This window comes from Serratia sp. Tan611 (assembly GCF_905188235.1).
Lineage (GTDB): Bacteria > Pseudomonadota > Gammaproteobacteria > Enterobacterales > Enterobacteriaceae > Serratia_B > Serratia_B rhizosphaerae.
This window is the reverse complement of record NZ_LR994655.1, coordinates 1,313,314-1,337,964: the sequence shown is the minus strand read 5'-3', so window position 1 is coordinate 1,337,964 and position 24,651 is coordinate 1,313,314. Positions and strand designations below refer to the sequence as shown.

The window sequence follows — 24,651 nt, the reverse complement described above, 5'->3', positions numbered from 1 at the left end:
AAACCAAAGAGTTGCAAAAAAAGGAATAAGTGATGTCGTCATTGCGCATTTCGCAAGGTTCATTTCGTTTAAGCGATACCCGCACCCTGTCGCTGGAGACGCTGGAGATCCGCGCCGGCGACAGTTGGGCGTTCGTCGGCGCCAACGGCAGCGGCAAATCGGCGCTGGCCCGTGCGCTGGCTGATGAGCTGCCGCTGCTACGCGGCGAACGCCACGGCGACTTTCAGCAGCCGGTGCGCCTCTCTTTCGAACAGCTGCAGAAAATGCTCAGCGATGAGTGGCAACGCAACAATACCGACCTGCTCAGCCCTGACGAAGAAGATACCGGCCGCACCGCCGCCGAGATTATTCAGGAAGAACATCCGTATCCGGCGCGCTGCGCACAGCTGGCGGCGCAGTTCGGCATAAGCGCGCTGCTTGAGCGCCGTTTTAAATATCTCTCCACCGGCGAAACCCGCAAAACGCTGCTGTGCCGCGCCCTGATGGGGCAACCGGACCTGCTGATTCTGGATGAGCCGTTTGACGGGCTGGACGTCGCTTCGCGCGCCCAGCTGGCCGAACTGTTGGCGCAGCTGGCGCAACAGGGCTATACCCTGGTGCTGGTGTTAAACCGCTTTGACGAAATCCCCGACTTTGTTCAGCAGGTCGGCGTACTGGCCGACTGCACGCTGGCCAGCCAGGGCCCGCGCCAACAGGTGATGGCCGACGCGCTGGTGGCGCAGCTGGCGCACAGTGAAAACCTCGCCGGTCTGGCGCTGCCGGAAAGCGAGGATCCGCAACAGCAGCCCGCCCTGCCGGTGGATCATCCGCGGATCGTACTGCGCGACGGCGTGGTCAGCTATAACGATCGTGCCATCATCGATCGTCTCAGCTGGCAGGTGGATCCCGGCCAGCACTGGCAGATCGTCGGCCCGAACGGCGCCGGTAAATCTACGCTGCTCAGCCTGATCACCGGCGATCATCCACAGGGCTACAGCAACGATCTGACCCTGTTCGGCCGTCGCCGCGGCAGCGGTGAAACCATCTGGGAGATCAAACGTCATATCGGCTACGTCAGCAGCAGCCTGCACCTGGAGTACCGCGTCAGCAGCAGCGTGCGCAACGTGATCATTTCCGGTTTCTTTGACTCGATCGGCATCTATCAGGCGGTATCCGATCGTCAGCACCAACTGAGCGAACAGTGGCTGCAGCTGCTGGGGCTGGGCGGCGCCCAGGGCGAAACACCGTTCCACAGCCTGTCCTGGGGGCAGCAACGCCTGGCGCTGATCGCTCGTGCGCTGGTGAAGCACCCGGCTCTGCTGATCCTGGATGAACCGTTGCAGGGGCTGGATCCGCTTAACCGCCAACTGGTGCGCCGTTTTATTGATGTGCTGATCGGCGAAGGCACCACCCAGCTGCTGTTTGTCTCGCACCACGCGGAAGACGCCCCGCAGTGCATTACCCACCGCTTAAGCTTTATCCCCTCCGGCGACGGTTACCGTTATCAGCAAGAGCCGCTGCAGTAATTTTTTTCATCAGGCGGGGGCCGCCCCGCCTGGCTGCGCGGCAAACACCGTAGCCAGGCGCTCACTTTTCCTCACTGCACCGACCTTCAGCGCGATTCGCTTGTGTTACTATCCGCCTAATCTCCATTTGACCGGCCGGCGGCAGTATTCCGGCGGAGTCATGGCGGTCTTTGAAAGCGGGTGTCGCATATTTATGTTAAAGGGATAATCGTTATGTGGGGCGTACTGTCGACTGCACTATTTTTTCTGCCGTTTAACCGTCTGATCGCCTGGGTGATTTTGGCGGCATCGGCCGGTATGGGCATCTATCATCAGATTCTGACGCCGCAGGGAGCCGCGTACCTGGCCGTTATCGCTCTGGCCGCCGGGCTGCGTCATCACTACCGCGCCAACGCCGGGCTGTCCGTCGCACTGGAAGTCCTGCTGGTCGCCAGCAGTCTGGCGCTGTTTCTGCACCTGGTGCCCGGCATCAACAATCAGCTGATGGTGGACGGCAGTAAGGCCGGGCCGCTCAGCGCGCCTTATACGCTGCGCTATAACTTTGATAAGGCGCTGCTGCCGTTCCTGCTGTTCGCCTGTTTGCCGACGCTGTTCAACAGCGGCAAAGCGGCGAAAAACGTCGGCAGCCTGGCCTGGCTGCTGCTGATTTTGTGCGTGCCGCTGCTGTTGCTGCTGGCGGTGGCGCTGGGCGGCCTGAAGCTGGAAAGCCACTTCCCAAGCTGGATATTGCCTTTCATGATGGCCAACCTGTTCTTTGTATCGATGGCGGAAGAAGCGCTGTTTCGCGGCTACCTGCAGCAGCGGCTGACCCAGTGTCTGGGCGCCTGGCCGGCGCTGGTGATCGCCGCCCTGCTGTTTGGCGCGGCGCACTTCCCGTCCGGCATGCTGATGGCGATCTTCGCCACGCTGGCCGGGCTGTTGTATGGCCTGGCCTGGATGTGGAGCGGACGCCTGTGGGTGCCGATCGCACTGCACTTTGGCCTGAATATGACGCATCTGCTGTTCTTTACCTATCCGTTCTATCAGCATCCTTAATCCCCGCCGCCGGTAGCGCTCGTCTGTCGGCGGATACTATGGATGAAAACGCTACCACACACCTAATTTCTCCATACGAAAAGGCCAGGGCTGTTGCACCGGCTCCTTCTGTGGTAAAGATCCTTACCTTAATGTAAACGATTCCATTTTTCGCTCTGGATCACCTTTTCATGCTCGCAAATATGCTATCTTTTAGCCATTATTTAGCTGACGCTATCCAATGAATGGCCGAATAATACGCAGTGTAATCGTTACCACTACGTATAAAAGATGCCGAAGGAATGACTATGACGGATTTTAATCCTATCGATCACCCTCATCGCCGCTTCAATCCGCTGACCGGCCAATGGGTGCTGGTTTCCCCCCATCGCGCCAAGCGTCCCTGGCAGGGGCAGCAGGAAGCGCCCGCGCAGGAAAGCCTGCCGCAGCACGATCCCGACTGTTTCCTGTGCCCTGGCAATACGCGCGTTACCGGCGACCAAAACCCGGACTATCCCGGCACCTACGTGTTTACCAATGACTTCGCCGCGCTAATGAGCGATACGCCGCAGGCGCCGGAAAGCGACGATCCGCTGATGCGTTGCCAAAGCGCGCGCGGCACCAGCCGGGTGATCTGCTTTTCGCCGGACCACAGCAAAACGCTGCCGCAGCTTAGTCTGCCGGCGCTGGAGCTGGTGGTAGCAACCTGGCAGGAACAAACCGCCGAGCTGGGCCGCAACTACCCCTGGGTGCAGGTGTTTGAAAATAAAGGCGCGGCCATGGGCTGTTCCAATCCGCACCCCCACGGACAAGTATGGGCCAACAGCTTCCTGCCAAATGAAGTCGAGCGTGAAGACCGGCTGCAGCGCGACTATTATCAGCAACACAACAGCGCGATGCTGCTGGACTATGCCCGACGCGAACAGCAGGACGGCAGCCGCACGGTGGTGGAAACCGATCACTGGCTGGCGGTGGTGCCCTATTGGGCGGCATGGCCGTTTGAGACTTTGCTGCTGCCGAAAAGCGCACGGCAACGTCTGACCGACCTTGATGCGGCGCAAAGCGCCGATCTGGCCGTGGCGCTGAAAAAGCTGACCAGCCGCTATGACAATCTGTTCCAGTGCTCTTTCCCTTATTCGATGGGCTGGCACGGCGCACCGTTTAACGGCGCCGATAACCGCCACTGGCAGCTGCACGCCCACTTCTATCCGCCGCTGCTGCGCTCCGCCTCGGTGCGTAAATTTATGGTGGGCTATGAAATGCTGGCGGAAACCCAGCGCGATCTGACCGCCGAACAGGCCGCCGAACGTCTGCGGGCGGTCAGCGATATCCATTACCGTGAAGCCGGAGCCCAATAATGCGTTTGCAAGAATTGACCCAGAGCGTTTTTACCCAGCATTTCGGTTACGCACCGACCCTCACCGTACAGGCGCCGGGGCGCGTCAATCTGATCGGCGAACACACCGACTATAACGACGGCTTTGTACTGCCCTGCGCCATCGACTATCAGACCGTGATCAGCATCGCCAAGCGCGACGATCGTCAGATCCGCGTACTGGCGGCCGATTATGATCATCAGGTAGATCAATTCGCCCTCGACCAGCCGATCGTGCCGCATGAGCAGCTGCAGTGGGCCAACTACGTGCGCGGCGTGGTGAAGCATCTGCAGCAGCGCAACGGCAAGTTTGGCGGCGCCGACCTGGTGATCAGCGGCAACGTGCCGCAGGGCGCCGGTCTCAGCTCTTCCGCCTCGCTGGAGGTGGCCGTCGGCCAGGCCTTACAGACGCTTTATCAGCTGCCGCTCGACGGCGTGGCGCTGGCCCTGAACGGCCAGGAGGCCGAAAACCAGTTCGTCGGCTGCAACTGCGGCATTATGGATCAGCTGATTTCCGCGCTCGGCCAGCCGGATCACGCGCTGCTGATCGACTGCCGTTCACTGGCGACCCGCGCGGTGCCGCTGCCGGACGACGTGGCGGTGGTGATCATCAACTCCAATGTCAAACGCGGGCTGGTCGACAGTGAATACAATACCCGTCGCCAGCAGTGTGAACAGGCCGCCGGATTCTTTGGCGTCAAGGCGCTGCGCGACGTCAGCCAGCAACAGTTCAACGCCCGCGAGCATGAGATGGACCCGCTGGTCGCCAAACGTGCGCGCCATATTATCAGCGAGAACGCCCGCACGCTGGCCGCTGCCGAGGCGCTGGCCAGCGGTGATTTAGCCCGGATGGGGCAATTGATGGCCGAGTCGCACGCCTCCATGCGCGATGACTTTGAAATCACCGTGCCGCCGATCGACGCGCTGGTGGAGATTGTCAAAGCGGCGATCGGCGAACACGGCGGCGTGCGTATGACCGGCGGCGGCTTCGGCGGCTGCATCGTCGCGCTGATGCCGCAGCGGCTGGTTGAACCGGTGCGTGCGGCGGTACAACGGGAGTACCCGTTGCGGGCCAACGGCCTGCAGGAAACCTTCTATGTCTGCACCGCATCCGCAGGAGCCGGCTCATGCTGAACATCGCTGAAGAACAACGTGCGCCGGATGGCCGGCCGTTTACCTTAACCACCCTGCGCAACGCCGGCGGGATGACGGTAACGCTGATGGATTGGGGCGCGACCTGGCTCTCAGCGCGGCTGCCGCTCAGCGGCGGCGAAACGCGTGAGGTGCTGCTCGGCTGCGCCACGCCTGCCGACTATCTGCGGCAAAGCGCCTATCTCGGCGCTACGGTAGGCCGCTACGCCAACCGCATCGCCAACGCCAGCCTGCCGCAGGACGGCGGCGCGCTGGCGCTGCTGGCCAATCAGGGGCCGCACCAGCTGCACGGCGGGCCGGAGGGCTTCCACGCCCGCCGCTGGCACATTGCCCAGCAGGATCGGCAGCAGGTAACGTATCAGCTGCATTCGCCCGACGGCGATCAGGGCTTCCCCGGCAATCTGCAGGTCAGCGCCCGCTTCCGCCTGACGGACGACCACCAGCTGGAGATCGACTACCAGGCGCAGACCGATCGTCCCTGCCCGGTCAACCTGACCAACCATGCCTATTTCAATCTGGACGGCGCCGGACAAGACGCGCGTCAGCAGACGCTGCAGCTCAACGCGGATCATTACCTGCCGGTCGATGAGCAGGGGATCCCCAGCGCGGCGCTGACGGCGGTCGACGGCAGCGGCATGGATTTCCGCCAGCCTAAAACACTGGCGCAGGATCTGCTGCGTGATGCCGCCCAGCAGCGGGTGAAGGGTTACGATCACGCTTATCTGCTGCAGCGCGACTGTCTGGCGCTGGATAAACCGGCGGCGCGGCTGTGCTCGGCGGACGGCCGGCTGGAAATGCACGTTTTCACCACTGCGCCGGCGCTGCAACTGTACAGTGGTAACTATCTCGCCGGCACGCCGGCGCGCGACGGCGGCAGCTACGGCGATTACGCCGGCGTGGCGCTGGAAAGCGAATTTCTGCCGGACAGCCCGCACCACCCGGAATGGCCGCAGCCCAGCTGCTGGCTACAACCGGGGCAAAACTATCACAGCATCACCCGCTATCAATTTTCCCCGCGTTAACCGACGCCCCGCGCCGCAGCGCGGGGCGTGTTGTTATAAATGCTTACCCTTTTCCTGCCGCCCCGTTCCTTCCTTTATACCCGTACGCGCACTAAAATCAGCCTACCGTGATAAGCACAACATCCTGTGCTGCGTCACAATTTTCGGCCATTCCGGCCGGTTAATAGCTGAAGGAACACCTATGCGACTGATTACTGCACTTCCGTTACTGGCAGGTTTGCTGCTGAGCGCCAACCTGATGGCTGCAGAAGCCCCGGCAAAAAAAGCTCCGTCTCCGGCGCAGGCCGCCCAACAAAAACGTATGACCGACTGTAATCAACAGGCTTCTTCCAAATCTCTGAAGGGCGCCGATCGTACCACCTTCATGAGCACCTGCCTGAAAGCCGAAGGCCATCAGGCCGCCGGTAAAGCGCTGACGCCGCAACAGCAAAAAATGAAAGGCTGTAATGCCGACGCCGCCAAGCAAAGCCTGAAGGGCGACGCGCGTAAAACCTTTATGAGCAGCTGTCTGAAAAAAGCCGCCTGATTGCCGGCTTTTCCCACGGCGCGCCGCATTTTCCCCCGCGCGCGCCGCACTCTCCCCACGCTTGAACGATTCAGCTTTTTCATCCTTTCAGATCTTACTTAACGGCAATAAATTGGCTATGGTTAAGCACTATCGATTGCCGAGCCACCGGCCGCGGCAATATAATGATTTTCGTTATCATTGAAATGTCAGATTATTAAGGAGTTAAGCTATGGCTGTAACTAAGCTGGTTCTGGTGCGTCACGGCGAAAGCCAGTGGAACAACGAAAACCGCTTCACCGGTTGGTACGATGTTGACCTGTCCGATAAAGGCCGCACCGAAGCGAAAGCAGCAGGCAAACTGTTGAAAGATGAAGGTTTCAATTTCGACTTCGCTTACACCTCCGTACTGAAGCGCGCGATCCACACCCTGTGGAACATCCTGGATGAGCTGGATCAGGCCTGGCTGCCGACCGAGAAATCCTGGAAACTGAACGAACGTCACTACGGTGCGCTGCAGGGCCTGAACAAAGCGGAAACCGCAGAGAAATACGGCGACGAGCAGGTAAAACAGTGGCGTCGCGGCTTCGCCGTTACCCCGCCGGAGCTGACCAAAGATGACGAGCGCTACCCTGGCCACGACCCGCGTTACGCGTCCCTGAGCGAGCAAGAGCTGCCGCTGACCGAAAGCCTGGCGCTGACCATCGACCGCGTTATCCCTTACTGGAACGAAGAGATCCTGCCGCGCGTCAAGAGCGGTGAGCGCGTGATCATCGCCGCCCACGGCAACTCCCTGCGCGCGCTGGTGAAATATCTGGATAACATGAGCGAAGATGAGATCCTCGAACTGAACATCCCGACCGGCGTGCCGTTGGTGTATGAGTTCGACGAGAACATGAAGCCAATCAAACACTACTACCTGGGCAACGCGGACGAAATCGCCGCTAAAGCCGCTGCGGTAGCCAACCAGGGCAAAGCGAAGTAATTGCCGCCCTGACGTAAAAAAGCCCCCGGTTTGCGCCGGGGGCTTTTTTTATCCAGCCTGCGGGCTTAGCGGGCGCGGCGCGCCTTCACCGCCGCCGCCAGATCGCGCAGCACGGTTTCGGTATCTTCCCAGCCGATGCAGCCATCGGTGACGCTCTTGCCGTACACCAGCGGTTCACCGCTTTCCAGGCTCTGGTTACCTTCCACCAGATGACTCTCGATCATCACGCCGATAATCGCCTTTTCACCGCCGCTAATCTGTTGGCAGACGTCGGCGCTGACGTCCAGCTGCTTCTTGAACTGCTTGCTGCTGTTGGCATGGCTGAAGTCGATCATCACATTGGCCGGCAGACCGGCCTTGCTCAGCCCCTCTTTCACCGCTTTAACGTGTTCCGCGCTGTAGTTCGGCTCTTTGCCGCCGCGCAGAATAATATGGCAGTCGCCGTTGCCGCCGGTGTTGACGATCGCCGAATGACCCCACTTGGTGACCGACAGGAAGCAGTGCGCGGCGCCGGCGGCGTTAATGGCGTCGATCGCCACCTTAATGGTGCCGTCGGTGCCGTTTTTGAAGCCCACCGGGCAGGAGAGACCGGAAGCCAGTTCACGGTGCACCTGCGATTCGGTGGTGCGCGCGCCGATCGCGCCCCAGCTCATCAGATCCGCCAGATACTGCGGCGTAATCATGTCCAGATACTCGCCCGCCGCCGGCAGGCCGCTGTCGTTAATATCCAGCAGCAGCTTACGTGCCAGACGCAGGCCTTCGTTGATCTGGAAGCTGTTGTCCATCAGCGGATCGTTGATCAGCCCTTTCCAGCCCACGGTGGTGCGCGGTTTCTCAAAATAAACCCGCATCACCACTTCCAGTTCGCCGTTCAGCTCCTGGCGCAGCTGCAGCAGACGCTGCGCGTACTCTTTGGCGGCGCGCGTGTCGTGAATAGAGCAAGGGCCGATCACCACCAGCAGGCGGTCGTCGCTGCCTTTAAGAATGTTGTGAATCGCATTGCGCGCCAGCGACACCGTCTCTGCCGCCTGTTCCGTGGCCGGAAACTTCTCCAGCAACGCGACAGGGGGTAAAAGTTCCTTAATATCTTTGATGCGTAAATCGTCGTTTTGGTAATTCATAACTTTTCCATTCGGTATCAAGAAGGGGTATATCGCAATGCGCGGATCCAACCAATCTAGCCTGTGCGGCAGGCGCTGTAAATCACTTTGCCCTGCTGACTTTTAACCACCGATTTGGCAGCAGATTGTGCTGTCAGATAACGGCGGCGCAGGACCTCCTTTTTCGCTATGCTACTCTCAGGCCCCTGCTGGACAATAGACGAACATGACGATGCTTTCCCTGTTACTGGTTGACGATCACCCGTTGGTTCATGTCGCACTGGAAGCGGCGCTGATAAAATCCGGCCATCCCTACGTCCTGACGGCGCAGCCGGACGATAGCCAAGCGCTCGCCTGGCTCAGCCGGCAGCGCTGCGACGTGCTGATTCTGGATATCGGCCTGCCGCAGGTTGACGGCCTGCAGCTGTTGAAGAAGATCCGCCGCCACTACCCGCAACAGCGTATCATCATCTATACCGCGCAGGAGGAAGCGCTGTATGCGCGTCTGGCCTACCAGTCCGGCGCCAGCGGTTTTGTCCATAAGGGCGCATCGCTGGAACAGCTGGTGCGCTGTATTGAACAGGTGATGCAGGGGGAACGCGTTTTCCCGCCGTCGCTCGGCGACGAGCAGGAAGAGAACGGTCCCGGCCCGTCGTTAACCGCCAAAGAATTGCAGGTGCTCGCCCTGCTGAGCAAGGGACTATCAAACCTGCAGATTGCCGAGATGCTGAATATCAGCAATAAAACCGTCAGCACCCACAAGAAAAATATTCTGCGCAAAACCGGTGCGGCAAATCTGCTGGAGCTGGCGGCAGTGTTTAAAGAGCTGGCGCCGTGAAACGCCTGATTCTGCTGTTCAGCCTGTTGGCGCTGTGCGCCTCGGCGCTGGCCGCGCAGCCGCCCCGCTATCATCTGGTCAGCAATCTGTCGCTGCCGAATGACATGCTGCTGGCGCGGGAGAAAAACCCCTGGCGCGGTAAGATGCTGCGCGTAGGCATTATCAGCGAAAACACCAGCCCTTATAACATCATCGTGGATGATGATCTGTATGGGCTGAACGCCGACTACCTCGACTACATTCAGCAGGTGACCGGCATCCGCTTCGAGGTTCTCGGCTTCGCCAACCTCGCCCGGCTACAGCAGGCGCTGCAGCGCGGGGAGATCGACCTGCTGTACGGCATACCCCGGCAGGCCGTATCCGGCCCGCTGCAGCTGTCGCACCCCTATTACGCCAGCAACCTGCGGGTACTGCGCGATCGCAACAATAACCGGCCGGTGATGCTCAACTCGGCAACCGCGCGCGTCGCCATCGGTGCCCTGACCGATATGCAGGCCGGCACGGCGCTGCAGGGCGTCACCTCTCAGGTACAGCGCTATGACAATAATTTTCAGGCGGTCTACGCCCTGCTTAACGGCAGCGATGATTACTTTATTGCCGATGACGCCAGCGCCAGTTTTATTATCGATCAGCTGCAATTAGGGCAGCTTTACCAGGTGGAAAGCGCCATCAACCTGGGCAGCCTGTCATTTGTCTTCGCCGCGAACGACGCCAAGCTCATTGATTCATTGAATAACGCCATCGCCGATACGCCGATGGAGTTGATGAACAGCCTGCAGAGCCGCTGGAGTAAAAAAATCCCCAGCTATCTGGATACCGGCAACGCCGATCTGACGCCGATGGAGAAAAACTGGGTCGCCGCGCAGCGCAGCGTGCCCTATGCTGCCGTTGAGAATAACTTCCCCTTTGTCTATCGCGACGCCGATAACCAGCCGCGCGGCTATCTGGTCGATATTCTTAATACCATCGGTCAAAACAGCGGCCTGCAGTTTACCCCGGTCTGGGCACGCAACGCCGAGCAGGCCGACGCGTTGGTCAGCAGCGGCCAGGCGCTGATGCGCGCCGCGCTGCCGCTCACCGCCGACGCCAAAGCCCATTACAGCGCCAGTATGCCGGTCCATCGCGCGTTATGGGGCGTCTACGTCGGTCGCTACGCCGAAAATATCGCCGGCTGGGCCGCGCTGCAGGGCAAGCGCATCGGCTTTGTGCAGGGCGACCTCGGGCGCAGTCTGATCCCTGCCGGCAATCAGGCAATCGCGTTCAGCGACGCCAAAAGCCTGTATGACGCGCTGGCGAACGGCCGGGTGGACGCGCTGGTGGACAATGTCATTTCCGCCAACTTCCTGGCTCTGTCGCGCTATTCCGGCGCCATCCGGCTGGCCTTTCCCGCCAATAATATCGCCTATCCTATCGCCTTCGGCGTACGTCCCGATCGGCCCCTGCTGCTCGGCATTCTGGATAAGAACCTGATGCAGATCCCGGCGGAGACGCTGCGGTCGCTGCGTGAGACTTGGATTGTCGACCGCAGCAGCCTGATCGACGCGGTGAACGATAACCGCATGCCGCCGCAGACCACCTGGCTGCTGACGCTGCTGGCGGTGATTATTCTGCTGCTGTTGCTGTGGATCGTGCGCCGCTACCGGCAGCAGCGCCGTGAGCAGCGCGAGCACCACCGGCTAGAACAGGCGCGCCGTCAGGCCGAAGCGGAAAACCGCAGGAAGAGTAAATTTCTGGCGACGGTCAGCCATGAACTGCGCACGCCGATGCACGCCATCCTCGGCCTGCTGGAACTGGAGCTGAAAAAAACGCCGACGCCGGCAGGGCTGCCGGTGATTTACAGCTCCGCCGCCTCGCTGCTGAATCTGCTGAACGATCTGCAGGACTACGCCAAGCTGGAAAGCGGCTCGCTCACCCTGGCGCCCAAGCCGCTGGCGCTGCGCCCGTGGGGAGAACATCTGCAGGCGCTGTACCGGCCGCTGCTCGGCAACAAGGCGCTGACCTTCCGCGTCCGTCTTGATGAGAGCTTGCCCGACGCCGTCACTATCGATGGTGAGCGTTTACTTCAGATCGCCAACAACCTGATAAATAACGCCATTAAGTTCACCACGCGCGGCTACGTTGAGGTTGGTCTGGCCTGGCAAGACGGCACGCTGCACCTGAGCGTCGCCGACAGCGGCTGCGGCATCGCCGCCGATGAGCTGGACAAGCTGTTCCAACCCTTTTACCGGGCACGCGGCGCACAGCGTATTTCTGTGCAGGGCACCGGGCTGGGACTGTCGATCTGTAAAGAGATTGTCGAGCAGATGGGCGGCGCGATTGTCCTGCGCTCGCAGCCAGGCGTGGGTACACAGGTTGATGTGACGCTGCCGGCCGCCACGGCGCAGGCCATCACACCGCCGCCGCAGGACGCCGCGCCGGCGCGACGTTTTTCACCGGCGCTGCGGGTCGCGCTGATTGACGACCATCCGACCAATCTGTTGCTGATGGAACGTCAGCTGCGCCATTTCGCTCTGCAGCCGGCGCTGTTTGAACACGGTTACCCGCTGTTGCAGGCCCACCGCCAACGGCCCTTCGAACTGTTGTTTATCGACTACAATATGCCACGCCCGGACGGCCTGACGCTGGCGCGCCTGATCCGCCGCGATGAACGGCGTCGTGGGTTGCCTGCCTGCCACATCGTGCTGTGTTCCGCCGACGTGCAGGAGTTTACCCGCATTCCCGCCGGGCAGGTGCATATTGACCATTTTCTCACCAAGCCGATTTCCCTGGCGGCGATTGAACAGGTTTTAGCCGAAAACAGCCGGTTTACCCAGCCCCAGTTAGCCCTTACTGACCTAAAAAACCAGCTAACGGTGCTCGGCGGCGATAATGTAGCCATGCAACAGCGGCTGGCATCCACGCTGCGCACTACCCTGCTGGCCGATCGCCAACGACTGCAGGTGGCGGCGCAACGGCAGGATTGGCAGGAGCTGGGCCAGGCGGCGCACCGTATTAAGGGCAGCCTGCTGATGCTGCAGCTCGGCATACCGGCGCAGCGCTGCCAGCAGGCGATCGACGCCGCCAGGCGCGGAGAATTCGCCGCAGAGGCCTATACTGAGATCGACGCCGCCGTGGCGCAGCTGTTAACGCAGCTGGACGCCGCCGCGCCGACGATGAATGATTGAGTATCACGTTAAATAAGGACATAAGATGTCAGAAACCCCACACGTTCATCTGCCGAAAAACAGCAATAGTAAACGCCTGCTAACCGCTTTTTTAGTCACCGCCGGGTTTATGGTGGCCGAGGCCATCGGCGGCCTGCTTTCCGGCTCGCTGGCGCTGCTGGCCGATGCGGGACACATGCTGACCGACGCCGCCGCACTGCTGGTGGCGCTGATGGCGGTGCACTTTTCACAGCGTAAACCCAACGCCCGCCACACCTTCGGCTACCTGCGGCTGACCACGCTGGCGGCGTTTCTTAACGCGGCGGCGCTGCTGGCGATCGTTATCTTTATTCTGTGGGAGGCCATCCGGCGTTTCTTCGAACCGCAGCCGGTTATGGGCACGCCGATGCTGATTATCGCCGTCGCCGGCCTGCTGGCGAATCTGTTCGCTTTCTGGCTGCTGCACCGCGGCAATGAAGAGAAAAATATCAACGTGCGCGCTGCGGCGCTGCATGTACTGGGGGATCTGCTCGGCTCGGTCGGCGCCATCGCCGCGGCCATTGTGATCCTCACCACCGGCTGGACGCCGATTGACCCCATTTTATCGGTGCTGGTGTCCTGTCTGGTGGTGCGCAGCGCCTGGCGCCTGCTGAAGGAGAGCTTCCACGAGCTGCTTGAAGGTACGCCGCAGGAGGTCGATATCGTCAAACTGCAGAAGGATTTGTGCCTGAATATCGCCGAGGTGCGTAATATTCATCATGTTCACGTCTGGCAAATCGGCGAACAAAAACTAATGACGCTGCATGCTCAGGTGATTCCGCCGCACGACCACGATGGCCTGCTGCGCCGCATTGAAGCTTATCTGCTTAAGCATTATCAGATTGGTCATGTGACCATCCAAATGGAATACCAACACTGCGATACGCCGGACTGCGGCATCAACCGGGCGCCGGAAGCGAGTGAGCACACACATTCACACTCGCACCTGGGCCATCACCACTGACGAGGGCGCTCCCGCACCGGCCGGCGCGGGAGCGATAAGATCAAGAGTGGGAGGAGAGCGGCCGTGACCCTCGGTCGGCCGCGCTACGGATCCACAGCCAGGAACCGTTCAGTGCGATCAGAGTCAGGATGACATACTCCAGCGCCATGGCGTACACGCCCTGGTAGGCAAAAATCGCCACGCTGATCACGTCAATCACCACCCAAAGCAGCCAGTTTTCCACGTATTTGCGCGTCATCAGAATCATCGCCACGATCGACAACACCATCATCGTCGAATCCCAGAACGGGAAAGCGTCCGGCTGCAGCGTCGGCGGCTCAACCGGCAGCCCCAGCGCCTGCATCACCGTCACCGCCGCCTGCGTCAGCCAGGCGAAAACGCGGTCAATGTTAAAGGTCATCAGCAGGATGCCCGCCACACACGCCGCTCCCCAGCCCAGCGCCTTCGGCAGCGGCATCCAGCGAATTTGCAGCTCGGCCTGATGCTCCGCCGTCTGCCGGCTCCAGGCATACCAGCCATAGATATTGGCGCCAAAGAAAAACAGCTGCAGCAGCAGGCTGGCGTACAGCTGAATCTGGAAGAAGATCACCGCAAACAGCGTCACGTTGATCAGACCAAACAGATAGTTGATGATTTTTTCCTGGCTGGCGTACCAGATGCACAACAGACCGAACAGCGTGCCTATCGCCTCAATCCAGGACAGGTCATAGCCACCCGCCCCCAGCGGGATATGCACCATGATGTTGCTGGTACTAAAAAAATTCATCGGGCCTTCCTTTTCATCGGGTTAACTTAGGCGTTTCCTTTTACCTGCATCTTCAGCGTTGCGGCAAAATCCAGCATGCGGTTCAGCGGCAGCAGCGCTTTTTGCCGCAGCGCGCCATCGACAAAAATTTCATGCTGCGCACCGCCCTGCTCCAACCCGTCGGCAATCGCCTTCAGGCCATTCATCGCCATCCACGGACAGTGCGCGCAGCTGCGGCAGGTCGCCCCTTCACCGGCGGTCGGCGCCTCAAACAGCTCTTTGTCCGGGCATGCCTGCTGCATCTTATAAAAGATGCCGCGGTCGGTGGCGACGATCAGCTGCCGCTGCGGTAAATTCTGCGCCGCCTGAATCAGCTGGCTGGTAGAGCCGACCGCGTCGGCCAAATCAACCACCGCCTGCGGCGATTCCGGATGCACCAGAATCGCCGCCTCGGGATAGAGCGCCTTCATGCGCATCAGCGCCTGGGTTTTAAACTCATCATGGACGATGCAGGCGCCCTGCCAGCACAGGACATCGGCCCCGGTCTGTTTTTGCACATAGTTGCCCAAATGGCGATCCGGCGCCCAGATAATTTTCTCCCCGAGGCTGTCGAGATGTTCAATCAGCTCAACGGCAATGCTGGAGGTGACAACCCAGTCGGCACGCGCTTTTACCGCCGCTGATGTATTAGCGTAGACCACCACGGTGCGATCCGGATGACTATCGCAAAAGGCGTTGAACTCCGCCTCAGGGCAGCCGAGGTCGAGTGAACATTCAGCATGCAGCGTCGGCATCAGCACCCGCTTTTCCGGGCTGAGAATTTTCGCCGTTTCCCCCATAAAGCGCACCCCCGCCACCAGTAAAGTTGAGGCCGGGTGGTTGCTGCCGAAACGCGCCATCTCCAGAGAATCGGCAACGCAGCCGCCGGTTTCTTCCGCCAGCGCCTGAATTTCCGGGTCGGTGTAATAGTGGGCCACCATCACCGCATCGCGCTGCTTCAACAGCGTTTTGATTTTCTCACGGTAGAAGGCCTTTTCCGCCTGGTCGAGCGGTATCGGTTTGGCTGGGAACGGGTAGATTGCCGCATTGGCGTCAAACATTTCACTCATCACTGTCATCTCTGTGCTAGTCTGGAGAACCTGTCGCAACCGCCGCCTGCGGTTGCCCTGCCCCAATGTTTTATATACTAAACAAAATACCCAAACAAAAGACAAAAGTCGCTCTAATTTTCGTCTATAGACGATTTTTGTTTAACCGTTGAAACTTTGAGGGTCAATGAATATGAGTGGGGGAACGGAAAACGCCAGCCTGTCACCGGCGCTTGCCGCTTTTCTTGCTGCCGTTACTTTCTGCGGCGCGACATCACCAACTTGTCCTTCGGCCGTGCCTGCCAGTCCTCAACCTGATTATTGAAGTTGTCCGCCAGCAGGTAAGCCGGAGTTTTCGCCAGCCAGTCGGACAGAGAGATGTCCTGATAGATGCCGTTATCCAGCACTATCAGCACCTTCAGATCGTCGTCGCCGAGATTTTCAATGTAATGACCGAACCCTTGCGGCACATAGCCGACGTCGGAAGGCGCGTACTCCTCGGTTTGGACATGACCGTGCGAACTGAATACCGTCATACGCCCCTTGCCGGAAATATAATACTGCCATTCATTGGCGTTCGGGTGCCAATGCAGTTCGCGTACTGCACCGGGTTTGACGATCTCGATAATGCCGGTCATGGTGGTGGAAATAGGAAATTCTTTTGACGACACCAAATGCACGCTGCCGGCGTCATTTTCAAAGAACGGTTTCTGTTTCATTAATTGATAACGGTGTGTTAACGGCGAATTATTCAGGCCTCCGTCATTTTTAGCTAACGGCAACGCCGGCGGTACCGCACCGCCGACAATATAAGCCTCGCCCTGTTTGGCCTTGGAGAATATTGATGCCGGCATATTAACGATTTTTTCTAATATTTCTTTCGGCATATGCGCCACCCAGTCGGTAATACTGAACGTGCCGAATTCGGAGAAGTGACCATTATCGAAAGCCAGAATAAAATGCGCGCCCTCAGCCAGCGCCTGAATGGAATGGCCGTAGCCCTTCGGAAAATACCACACATCACCGGGGCCAAAATCCGCCACCTCACATTTTCCTTCTGGATCGATAATGGTAATGCGCGCCCGTCCCTCCAGCATAAAGGCCCATTCAGCGGCGATAGCGTGCCAGTGCAGCTCGCGTACGCCGCCAGGCTCCAGCGTCATATCAACCCCGGCTACGCCTTCAGAAATCGGGAACTGTTCAACGGTAGCTTCCCGCGCCCAGCCGCTGGGTAGGCTGCGCTTTTTACTGTCGGTGAATTTGTATTTATACACGCCCCGCGCATCGGCGGGCGGCTGGTAGCTGCTGGGCGGCACAATATTGCGGTGATCATCGGCAACGGCGGACTTCACCATGCCGCCGATCATACCGGCGGCGGCCGCGCTAACGGCGGAGGCTTTCAAGATATCACGACGCGATAACATATCATCTTTCTCCAAAGCAATGGCGAACGCCTGCAGAATACCAGGCGCTGCAGCAATAAGATCGGAAGTAAAATAAGGCGTGTCACGCAATAGAATTTTCGGCGACCATTAAAGCGTAGTAATGAATGAAGCACTTCCCGCCTTTTGCTTTGTTTCTTTTTGTTAATAAGTGAGTGCGATTTTTATTATTTTATGCGCTTTTAAATAATCACCAAATGGAAATTACTTATCTGAAGCGGAAATATAAATAAACCATCAACGAGATTAAATTATATTTGTTAGCTAGGTTGTTTTTATTGCCATATGGGAAATTACGTGAATGAAGCGACAGGTAATAAGAAAGAGATGCACGACATAAATTTTAGAAATAGTGGGGTGTGTTGAATTGATGGCCTGCGGGCAACACTGCGCGTTGTCGTCTCGCTTCGCTTATTACTCGTCTCATCCATGAGACTCACCCTACGGGCCAGCGCAAGCGCTGTTCAAAATCACTCCCGGCGATTTTGTCGAACCTGAACGCAGGTGACTCGTCTCTTCGAGACTCGCCCTTCGGGCCAGCGCAAGCGCTGTTCAAAAGCGTAAACGCTTTTGTCTCACCTACACGACTCGTGCACTATGCGATGACATTGCTGAGATATTTAAGATTGGGAATACTTTCTAGAAATAGTGGGTCGTGCAGGATTGACTCGGCCTCCGGCCTCGCCCTACGGGCAACGCTACGCGTTGTCGTCTCGCTTCGCTTATTACTCGTCTCATCCATGAGACTCACCCTACGGGCCAGCGCAAGCGCTGTTCAAAATCGCTCCCGGCGATTTTGTCGAACCTGAACGCAGGTGACTCGTCTCTTCGAGACTCGCCCTTCGGGCCAGCGCAAGCGCTGTTCAAAAGCGTAAACGCTTTTGTCTCACCTACACGACTCGTGCACTATGCGATGACATTGCTGAGATATTTAAGATTGGGAATACTTTCTAGAAATGGTGGGTCGTGCAGGATTCGAACCTGCGACCAATTGATTAAAAGTCAACTGCTCTACCAACTGAGCTAACGACCCACTGACGTGGTGTACTGCTGAACGGCCTGAGATGTGATGCCGGTTTACTGCTTGCCCATTCTTTAAGAATGGTGGGTCGTGCAGGATTCGAACCTGCGACCAATTGATTAAAAGTCAACTGCTCTACCAACTGAGCTAACGACCCACTGACGTGGTGTACTGCTGAACGCTATAAAGCGTGATTCCCATTTTACTGCTCACCCATTCGTTAAGAATGGTGGGTCGTGCAGGATTCGAACCTGCGACCAATTGATTAAAAGTCAACTGCTCTACCAACTGAGCTAACGACCCACTGCAGTGGTGGGTGATGACGGGCTCGAACCGCCGACCCCCTCCGTGTAAAGGAGATGCTCTACCAACTGAGCTAATCACCCACTAAAGTGGTTACTGCACTACTTCTGGAAATTGGTGGGTCGTGCAGGATTCGAACCTGCGACCAATTGATTAAAAGTCAACTGCTCTACCAACTGAGCTAACGACCCAATTTCCCTGCTGCTTTAACATCTTGCGAGATGTCTGGGCAACGGCGGCATATATTACTGTTTTATCTCAGCAGCGCAACCTAAATTTTTACGCATCAGGTTCAACTGCTGGTTCTTCATGCGATCAAGCCCAAAAATCGGTCGTATCGACCAACTTCTGGGCTTATTTTCTGCCAAATTAGCCAGCAATACGCTTTTGCGCCTGTTTGGCTGCGCTGCTGTTCGGGTACTGTTTAACCACCTGCTGGAACACGGCTTTGGCTTTATCAGCCTGCCCTTTTTCCTGCATGATGATACCGACCTTGTACATCGCGTCAGAGGCCTTTGGCGATTTCGGGTAATTTTTCACCACCACCGCAAAATAGTAGGCCGCATCGTCTTTCTTACCCTTGTTGTAAAACAACTGCCCCAGCCAGTAGTTGGCGTTCGGCTGGTAAGTCGACTTGGGATACTGCTTTACGAAGCTCTGAAAGGCTGGGATCGCCTGATCGTACTGCTTTTTCTCCAGCGCCAGCGAAACAGCGGCGTTGTAATCGCTGTTTTCATCGCCCTTACTGGCAGGCGCTGCAGAAGAAGCCGCAGCACTACCCGCGCCTGCCGCAGCAGACGCTGCCGGCGCAGAGGCGCTCTGACCACCGCCCTGCTCGAGGCTGTCGATCTGATCATAGATTTGCTTTTGGCGCTCTACGACCTGATTGAGCTGATATTGACTCTCCTGGATTTGACCACGGAGCGAATCGATATCACGCTGGTTGTCGGAGGCTTGCTGCTGGAGTTGGTTCAAGAGCTGGCTCTGAGCATTGGCAATACGCTCAAGCGTGGTGACACGGTCTTCGACCGAGCCGGAGCCGACATTACTGATTGGCGCTTGGGCAGTAGCGGCCCAAGGGGCCGCTACGCCAACCAGCAACGACAGACCCAACAGATGACGTCTGAAGTTACTGTTCATGCGATTCTCTTAGTAAACCAGAACGGCACGACGGTTTTTAGCGTAAGCCGCTTGGTCGTGACCCAGTACGGCTGGTTTCTCTTTACCGTAAGAAACGATAGAGATCTGGTCAGCGGAAACGCCTTTACCTTGCAGGTACATTTTCACGGCGTTAGCACGACGCTCGCCCAGGGCGATGTTGTATTCCGGCGTACCGCGCTCATCCGCGTGACCTTCTACGGTCACTTTGTAAGATGGGTTGTTACGCAGGAAAGTCGCGTGCGCATCCAGCATCTGAGCGAACTCAGAAGAGATGTCATACTTGTCCAGACCGAAGTAAACGATGTTGTTTTTCTGCAGTTCTTGCATCTGCAGACGCGCTTGCTCTTCGGAAGACAGGTTGCTGCTGCCGCTTTCCATACCGGTAGTGCCGTTCGCGCCCATACCAGACTGATCGTTATCGGCGCTTTTGTTAGAACTACAAGCTGCTACAGCCAGAACTGGCAGTGCCAGCAGAAGCCCTTTCAGCACTTTGTTCAGTTGCATTTCTTTGATCCTTTTATAGTTTGCCATACATATTTACACATGCATCACAGATACGGCGACCAGGCAGGCGATTTTACCTGTCCATCAGTGGCCGGAAGACGCGCTTTGAAACGCCCATCGGTCGATACCAGCTGCAATACAGAGCCCATACCTTGCGTGGAGCTATAGATCACCATAGTGCCGTTTGGCGCGATACTTGGCGTTTCATCCAGGAACGTGTCCGTCAATACTTGAACGGCTCCCGATCCAAGATCTTGTTTGGCGATGTGCTGCACACCGTTATTGGTGGTCACCATCACCAGGAATTTACCGTCTGCACTGACTTCAGAATCCTGATTCTGAGCGCCTTCCCACGTCAGACGCTGCGCGGCACCGCCGCTGGCGCTCATTTTATAGATCTGCGGACGACCGCCCTGATCGGAGGTAAACGCCAGCGACTGACCGTCCGGGAACCAGGCCGGTTCAGTATTGTTGCTGCGGCCGTTGGTCAGTTGGGTCATCTGCCCGGAATTCAGATCCATCACGTACAGATTCAGGCTGCCGCTTTTCGACAGGGCAAACGCCAGCTTGCTGCCATCCGGCGAGAAGGCCGGCGCGCCGTTGTGGCGTGGGTAAGAAGCAATCTGACGCACTGCGCCGTTAGACAGCGTCTGCACCACCAGTGCGGAACGACCGCTTTCAAAGGTGACATACGCCAGCTTGCTGCCGTCCGGCGACCAGCTTGGCGACATCAGCGGCTCTGGCGAACGGTGCACCACGAACTGGTTGTAGCCGTCATAGTCGGACACGCGCAGCTCATACGGGAATTTCCCACCGTTGGTCTGCACCACATAGGCGATGCGCGTACGGAAGGCGCCCTTGATGCCGGTCAGCTTCTCAAACACTTCGTCGCTGGCGGTATGCGCGGAATAACGCAGCCACTGTTTGGTCACTTTATACTGGTTCTGCGCCAATACGGTGCCTGGCGCGCCGGAGGTATCCACCAGCTGATAAGAAATCAGATAGCTGCCGTCCGCCCCTGGCTGAACCTGGCCCACCACCACGGCATCAATGCCCAGCGCAGTCCAGGCCGCCGGCGTCACTTCAGACGCGGTGGTCGGCTGCTGCGGCATACGCGCAGTGTCGATCGGATTGAATTTGCCGCTGTTGCGTAAATCCGCCGCAACAACCTTGCCAATATCTTCCGGCGGCGTGCCCGGACCTGCCCACTTAAACGGCACCACGCCAATAGGCCGCGCGGAGTCGACCCCTTGGGTGATTTCAATGCGAACTTCCGCGTGCAACACGGAGGCCCACAGAATCAAAAAACCTAGCGCTACTCGAAATGCCTGCTTCATCTCATCTCCCTTATCCAGGCGGAATGCCTGCGATAAATTAGCAGAATTTTAACAAACCAACGCAAACAAAACTACATGATCCCTGTTGGTTACCTTAGTACATCCTTGCAAGATTACGCACGTACTCCACCGTTATTGCGGCTTGAATTCAAGGGTCGAATTCTTAAAGTGCTGGTAAACGGCGTCGCTCGGCGGTTTAGGAATCCGTGCCTGACGTGCCGCCGCGACCGCCGCCTGACACAGCGCCGGGTCGCCGCCGGCCGACTCCACACTTCTCAGCAGACCATCGGGCGCCAGCTTGATACGCAGATCGCAGGTCTTGCCAACGTAGGAGCTGGCGTCATAGAACTTGCTCTGGATCGCCGCCTGAATCTGCCCCATATAACCGCTGATATCCGCGCCGCTGGCGCCGGCGGTTTTGGCGTTGCCTTTACCGGCAGCCTTGCCTTCACCCTGCTGTTTGCCGCTGCTCTTCGGCGCATTCTTGCCGTCCGCCAGGCCACCGAACAGGTCTTCAACCTCAGACGACTGCTTGGCGGCTTCCGCTGCGGCTTTCTTCTTGGCTTCCGCCGCTTTCTTGGCGGCGGCGGCTTTCTCGGCCGCAGCTTTTTTCTGTGCTTCGGCGGCAGCTTTCTTCTCGGCTTCCGCTGCGGCTTTCGCTTCTGCCGCTCGCTTGGCCTCTTCCGCTTTTTTCTTCGCCGCAGCATCGGCAGCAGCCTGCTTCTTGGCTTCCGCTTCGGCTTTCTGCTTCGCGTCCGCCTGCGCCTTGGCTATCTTGTCCGCTTCGGCCTTCGCCTTGGCGGCGGCCTGCTCCGCCACTTTCTGCTGCTCTCTGGCCTTCGCCGCCGCGCTTTCCGCCGCCTTTTTCTGCTCGGCCTGTGCGGCTTTTTCTGCCGCCGCTTTTTCCTGCGCCGTCAGACGTTCCTGTTCCAGCGCCTTCAGGCGCTGCTGCTCTTCAGCCTGCTTCTGCTGCAGCTCTTCGGCCTGTTGCTCCGCCTTTTTCTGCCGCTGCTTCTCCGCACGCTGGGCGTCGTTGCTCTGCTGTTGCTGCCGGTTGTACTGTTCCACCACCGCACCCGGATCAACCATCACGGCGCCGACCACGGCGCCATCGCCGCCGCCGCCGGCGCTCATTTCGGCGTTTTCGTGCAGCGATCCCCAAATCAACAGGGCAATCAATACAATGTGCAGAACGACCGAAACAATAACGGCGCGGTTCAGCTTATCGTTTTGCTCAGTTGCCTTTACCAAAATAGATTCCCAAAAACGGGCGTATGGATAAGACACCTGCCCCGCAGGACAGGAGCCGGATTATCCATCGCCCTATGCTCAAATTGGCTGGGTCATCAACCCAACGGAAGCGACGCCCGCCTGATGCAGAATATTCAGCGCTTTGATAATCTCATCGTACGGCACGTCCTTCGCCCCACCGATCAAAAAGACGGTTTTCGGGTTGGCGGCCAGCCGCGATTTAGCCTCTGCCGCCACCTGTTCCGGCGGCAACAGTTCCATGCGGTCATGATCGGCCACGATGGTGTATTGCCCGACGCCCGAGACTTCCAGGATCACCGGCGGGTTATCATCGCTGGACACCGTTTTGGAATCGGTGGCGTCCGGCAGATCGACCTCCACGCTCTGCGTGATGATCGGCGCCGTCGCCATAAAGATCAGCAACAGCACCAGCAACACGTCCAGCAGCGGAACGATATTGATTTCCGACTTCAGCTCCCGACGGTTACGGCCACGTACTCTCGCCATACAACCCCCTACTTATTTGCTGTCGCTGGAGAAGGCCTGACGATGCAGAATGGCGGTGAACTCTTCCATAAAGTTGTCGTAATTCTGCTCAAGCTTGTTCACGCGCTGGTTAAGGCGGTTGTACGCCATCACGGCCGGGATGGCGGCAAACAGACCGATGGCGGTGGCGATCAGCGCTTCGGCGATCCCCGGCGCAACCATCTGCAAGGTTGCCTGCTTCACCGCGCCCAGCGCGATAAAGGCGTGCATAATCCCCCACACGGTACCGAACAGGCCGATATACGGGCTGATGGAGCCGACGGTGCCGAGGAACGGGATATGGGTTTCCAGCGTTTCCAGTTCGCGGTTCATTGAAATGCGCATCGCACGCGACGCGCCGTCAATCACGGCTTCCGGCGCATGGTTGTTGGCACGGTGCAGACGGGCGAACTCTTTAAAACCGGAGTAGAAAATTTGCTCCGAACCGGCCAGGCTGTCGCGGCGCGCCTGGCTTTCCTGGTACAGGCGGGACAGCTCAATGCCCGACCAGAATTTGTCTTCGAAGGCTTCGGCGTCGCGCGTCGCCGCATTCAGGATGCGGGTGCGCTGGATGATGATTGCCCAAGAGGCCACTGAAAAGCATATCAGAATCAACATGATAAGCTTAACCAGCAGGCTCGCCTTCAAGAATAGATCAAGGATGTTCATGTCAGTCACTGCTTAAACTCCGCGACAATAGACTTAGGAAGCGCTCGTGGCTTCATTTGGTGTGGATCAATGCATGCAATCAACACATCGGCCTGACTCAGCAGCGCGCCGTCTGAATTGACTATGCGTTGGGCAAAGGTAAGAGAGGCCCCGCGCAGCTGGGTGATTTCACTCTGCACTTCCAGCTGCTCATCGAGCCGCGCCGGCAACAGGTAATCCACCGTCATACGCCGGACCACAAAAGCGACATGTTCGCTGAGCAGCTGCTGTTGATGAAAGTCATGTTGACGCAGCATTTCGGTGCGCGCTCTTTCAAAAAAAGCGACATAGCGGGCATGATAAACCACGCCACTGGCATCGGTATCTTCGTAGTAAACGCGTACCGGCCATCGAAATAACGTATTACTCACTCTACTTCCCAGCAAGGCAATTTAACGCTGTTACTATACGCAAGTGAGATCGGGTTGGGAATGGGTTGCAAGGAGGGAACGAAAATAATTATGGGCCGCAGGGGCCCATAATCAAAGGAATGACAGCAGTTTATAAAGAAACGTAAAGTAATCCTGCCGCCAGGATGACAAGCGCCGGCAGCGGCGCGAAAAACGCCCGCCAGCGCATGCGCTGAGGCCGGAAACCGACACCGTGAACCATGCCGGCGCAAACCGCCCAAATCAGCAGCAGCCCCTGCCAGATCTCCAGTGAACTGGTGCGCGCGGCGAAGCGCGTCGGATCCCAGAACACGCAGCCGGCCAGCGCCAGTGCAAAGACCAGGGAAAGGACCCGAACCGGGCCCTTGTCAGCGATGGCGTACAGTTTATCGGTTAACGAACTCATTACTCACCGTCTTGCTGTGCTTTCGTTTTTTCGCTCTGTTCAAGCGCCAGCGCCGTAATAATGCCAAAAGCGCAGGCAAGAAGCGTGCCGAGAATCCAGGCAAAATACCACATGATTTAGCTCCTTATC

Annotated in this window: 23 protein-coding genes and 5 tRNA genes; 10 read left to right on the top strand and 18 right to left on the bottom strand. The window is 58.1% G+C overall.

What is annotated here, in order from left to right; all coding sequences use genetic code 11:
* Positions 1-32 precede the first annotated feature (32 nt).
* From modF to gpmA, 7 genes are all read left to right on the top strand, one after another.
* Positions 33-1,505 (top strand): molybdate ABC transporter ATP-binding protein ModF, encoded by a 1,473-nt coding sequence (gene modF, locus TAN611_RS06300; protein WP_203067400.1) that lies wholly within the window; start codon positions 33-35, stop codon positions 1,503-1,505.
* A gap of 213 nt (positions 1,506-1,718) precedes the next feature.
* Positions 1,719-2,540: a CPBP family intramembrane glutamic endopeptidase gene (locus TAN611_RS06295; protein WP_203067399.1), complete on the top strand. Its 822-nt coding sequence runs from the start codon at positions 1,719-1,721 to the stop codon at positions 2,538-2,540.
* 287 nt (positions 2,541-2,827) lie between these two features.
* Entirely contained in the window at positions 2,828-3,877 is a 1,050-nt protein-coding gene (gene galT, locus TAN611_RS06290) for a galactose-1-phosphate uridylyltransferase (protein ID WP_111737565.1), read from the top strand.
* The gene (gene galK / locus TAN611_RS06285; protein WP_111737566.1) at positions 3,877-5,028 is read left to right on the top strand and encodes a galactokinase; all 1,152 of its coding nucleotides are present in this window, start codon (positions 3,877-3,879) and stop codon (positions 5,026-5,028) included. Before galT ends, galK begins: the two co-directional genes overlap by 1 nt.
* The gene (gene galM / locus TAN611_RS06280) at positions 5,022-6,068 is read left to right on the top strand and encodes a galactose-1-epimerase (protein ID WP_203067398.1); all 1,047 of its coding nucleotides are present in this window, start codon (positions 5,022-5,024) and stop codon (positions 6,066-6,068) included. Before galK ends, galM begins: the two co-directional genes overlap by 7 nt.
* Positions 6,069-6,249: 181 nt before the next feature.
* Positions 6,250-6,594 (top strand): PsiF family protein, encoded by a 345-nt coding sequence (locus TAN611_RS06275; protein ID WP_105230172.1) that lies wholly within the window; start codon positions 6,250-6,252, stop codon positions 6,592-6,594.
* Between the two features lie 211 nt (positions 6,595-6,805).
* On the top strand, positions 6,806-7,558 hold the full coding sequence (gene gpmA, locus TAN611_RS06270) for a 2,3-diphosphoglycerate-dependent phosphoglycerate mutase (RefSeq protein WP_015671378.1): 753 nt from the start codon (positions 6,806-6,808) through the stop codon (positions 7,556-7,558).
* 65 nt (positions 7,559-7,623) lie between these two features.
* Here the strand turns inward: gpmA and aroG are convergent, their stop codons facing one another.
* Positions 7,624-8,679, bottom strand: a complete 1,056-nt coding sequence (gene aroG, locus TAN611_RS06265; protein ID WP_105230171.1) for a 3-deoxy-7-phosphoheptulonate synthase AroG — start codon at positions 8,677-8,679, stop codon at positions 7,624-7,626.
* Between the two features lie 211 nt (positions 8,680-8,890).
* On the opposite strand from aroG, the gene TAN611_RS06260 reads away from it, so the two are divergent.
* From TAN611_RS06260 to zitB, 3 genes are read left to right on the top strand one after another with little or no spacing between them, the layout of a single operon-like run.
* The gene (locus TAN611_RS06260; RefSeq protein WP_197952199.1) at positions 8,891-9,496 is read left to right on the top strand and encodes a response regulator transcription factor; all 606 of its coding nucleotides are present in this window, start codon (positions 8,891-8,893) and stop codon (positions 9,494-9,496) included.
* Entirely contained in the window at positions 9,493-12,660 is a 3,168-nt protein-coding gene (locus TAN611_RS06255; protein ID WP_203067397.1) for a transporter substrate-binding domain-containing protein, read from the top strand. Before TAN611_RS06260 ends, TAN611_RS06255 begins: the two co-directional genes overlap by 4 nt.
* A 25-nt stretch (positions 12,661-12,685) precedes the next feature.
* Positions 12,686-13,642 (top strand): CDF family zinc transporter ZitB, encoded by a 957-nt coding sequence (zitB, locus tag TAN611_RS06250; protein WP_105230169.1) that lies wholly within the window; start codon positions 12,686-12,688, stop codon positions 13,640-13,642.
* A 40-nt stretch (positions 13,643-13,682) separates the two neighbouring features.
* Here zitB and pnuC read toward each other — a convergent pair whose 3' ends face one another.
* From pnuC to cydX, 17 genes are all read right to left on the bottom strand, one after another.
* A complete protein-coding gene (gene pnuC / locus TAN611_RS06245; protein WP_105230168.1) occupies positions 13,683-14,408 on the bottom strand; it encodes a nicotinamide riboside transporter PnuC in 726 nt (241 codons plus the stop codon).
* Between the two features lie 26 nt (positions 14,409-14,434).
* Entirely contained in the window at positions 14,435-15,496 is a 1,062-nt protein-coding gene (gene nadA / locus TAN611_RS06240; protein ID WP_160027901.1) for a quinolinate synthase NadA, read from the bottom strand.
* A gap of 233 nt (positions 15,497-15,729) precedes the next feature.
* Positions 15,730-16,899: a cupin domain-containing protein gene (locus tag TAN611_RS06235; RefSeq protein WP_203067396.1), complete on the bottom strand. Its 1,170-nt coding sequence runs from the start codon at positions 16,897-16,899 to the stop codon at positions 15,730-15,732.
* Positions 16,900-17,874: 975 nt separating this feature from the next.
* A tRNA-Lys gene (locus tag TAN611_RS06230) sits at positions 17,875-17,950 on the bottom strand.
* Between the two features lie 69 nt (positions 17,951-18,019).
* Positions 18,020-18,095, bottom strand: a tRNA-Lys gene (locus tag TAN611_RS06225).
* Between the two features lie 70 nt (positions 18,096-18,165).
* Positions 18,166-18,241, bottom strand: a tRNA-Lys gene (locus TAN611_RS06220).
* A 7-nt stretch (positions 18,242-18,248) separates the two neighbouring features.
* Positions 18,249-18,324, bottom strand: a tRNA-Val gene (locus TAN611_RS06215).
* 32 nt (positions 18,325-18,356) lie between these two features.
* Positions 18,357-18,432 (bottom strand) — tRNA-Lys (locus TAN611_RS06210).
* A 178-nt stretch (positions 18,433-18,610) separates the two neighbouring features.
* Positions 18,611-19,381, bottom strand: a complete 771-nt coding sequence (cpoB, locus tag TAN611_RS06205) for a cell division protein CpoB (protein ID WP_105230166.1) — start codon at positions 19,379-19,381, stop codon at positions 18,611-18,613.
* A gap of 9 nt (positions 19,382-19,390) precedes the next feature.
* Positions 19,391-19,906 (bottom strand): peptidoglycan-associated lipoprotein Pal, encoded by a 516-nt coding sequence (pal, locus tag TAN611_RS06200; RefSeq protein WP_105230165.1) that lies wholly within the window; start codon positions 19,904-19,906, stop codon positions 19,391-19,393.
* 44 nt (positions 19,907-19,950) lie between these two features.
* Complete coding sequence (tolB, locus tag TAN611_RS06195; RefSeq protein WP_015671368.1) at positions 19,951-21,243, bottom strand: Tol-Pal system beta propeller repeat protein TolB; 1,293 nt, start codon at positions 21,241-21,243, stop codon at positions 19,951-19,953.
* A gap of 132 nt (positions 21,244-21,375) precedes the next feature.
* On the bottom strand, positions 21,376-22,494 hold the full coding sequence (tolA, locus tag TAN611_RS06190) for a cell envelope integrity protein TolA (protein ID WP_105230164.1): 1,119 nt from the start codon (positions 22,492-22,494) through the stop codon (positions 21,376-21,378).
* A 78-nt stretch (positions 22,495-22,572) separates the two neighbouring features.
* Positions 22,573-23,001, bottom strand: coding sequence for a colicin uptake protein TolR (gene tolR / locus TAN611_RS06185; protein WP_015671366.1), 429 nt, complete (start codon positions 22,999-23,001; stop codon positions 22,573-22,575).
* Between the two features lie 12 nt (positions 23,002-23,013).
* Positions 23,014-23,697: a Tol-Pal system protein TolQ gene (gene tolQ, locus TAN611_RS06180; protein WP_015671365.1), complete on the bottom strand. Its 684-nt coding sequence runs from the start codon at positions 23,695-23,697 to the stop codon at positions 23,014-23,016.
* A complete protein-coding gene (gene ybgC, locus TAN611_RS06175) occupies positions 23,694-24,098 on the bottom strand; it encodes a tol-pal system-associated acyl-CoA thioesterase (RefSeq protein ID WP_041412013.1) in 405 nt (134 codons plus the stop codon). Before ybgC ends, tolQ begins: the two co-directional genes overlap by 4 nt.
* Before the next feature lie 130 nt (positions 24,099-24,228).
* A complete protein-coding gene (gene ybgE / locus TAN611_RS06170; protein ID WP_105230163.1) occupies positions 24,229-24,522 on the bottom strand; it encodes a cyd operon protein YbgE in 294 nt (97 codons plus the stop codon).
* Positions 24,522-24,635 carry a cytochrome bd-I oxidase subunit CydX gene (cydX, locus tag TAN611_RS06165; protein ID WP_105230162.1) on the bottom strand — a complete coding sequence of 38 codons (114 nt, stop codon included), beginning with the start codon at positions 24,633-24,635 and terminating at the stop codon, positions 24,522-24,524. The genes ybgE and cydX overlap by 1 nt, the downstream gene beginning before the upstream one ends.
* Positions 24,636-24,651 lie beyond the last annotated feature (16 nt).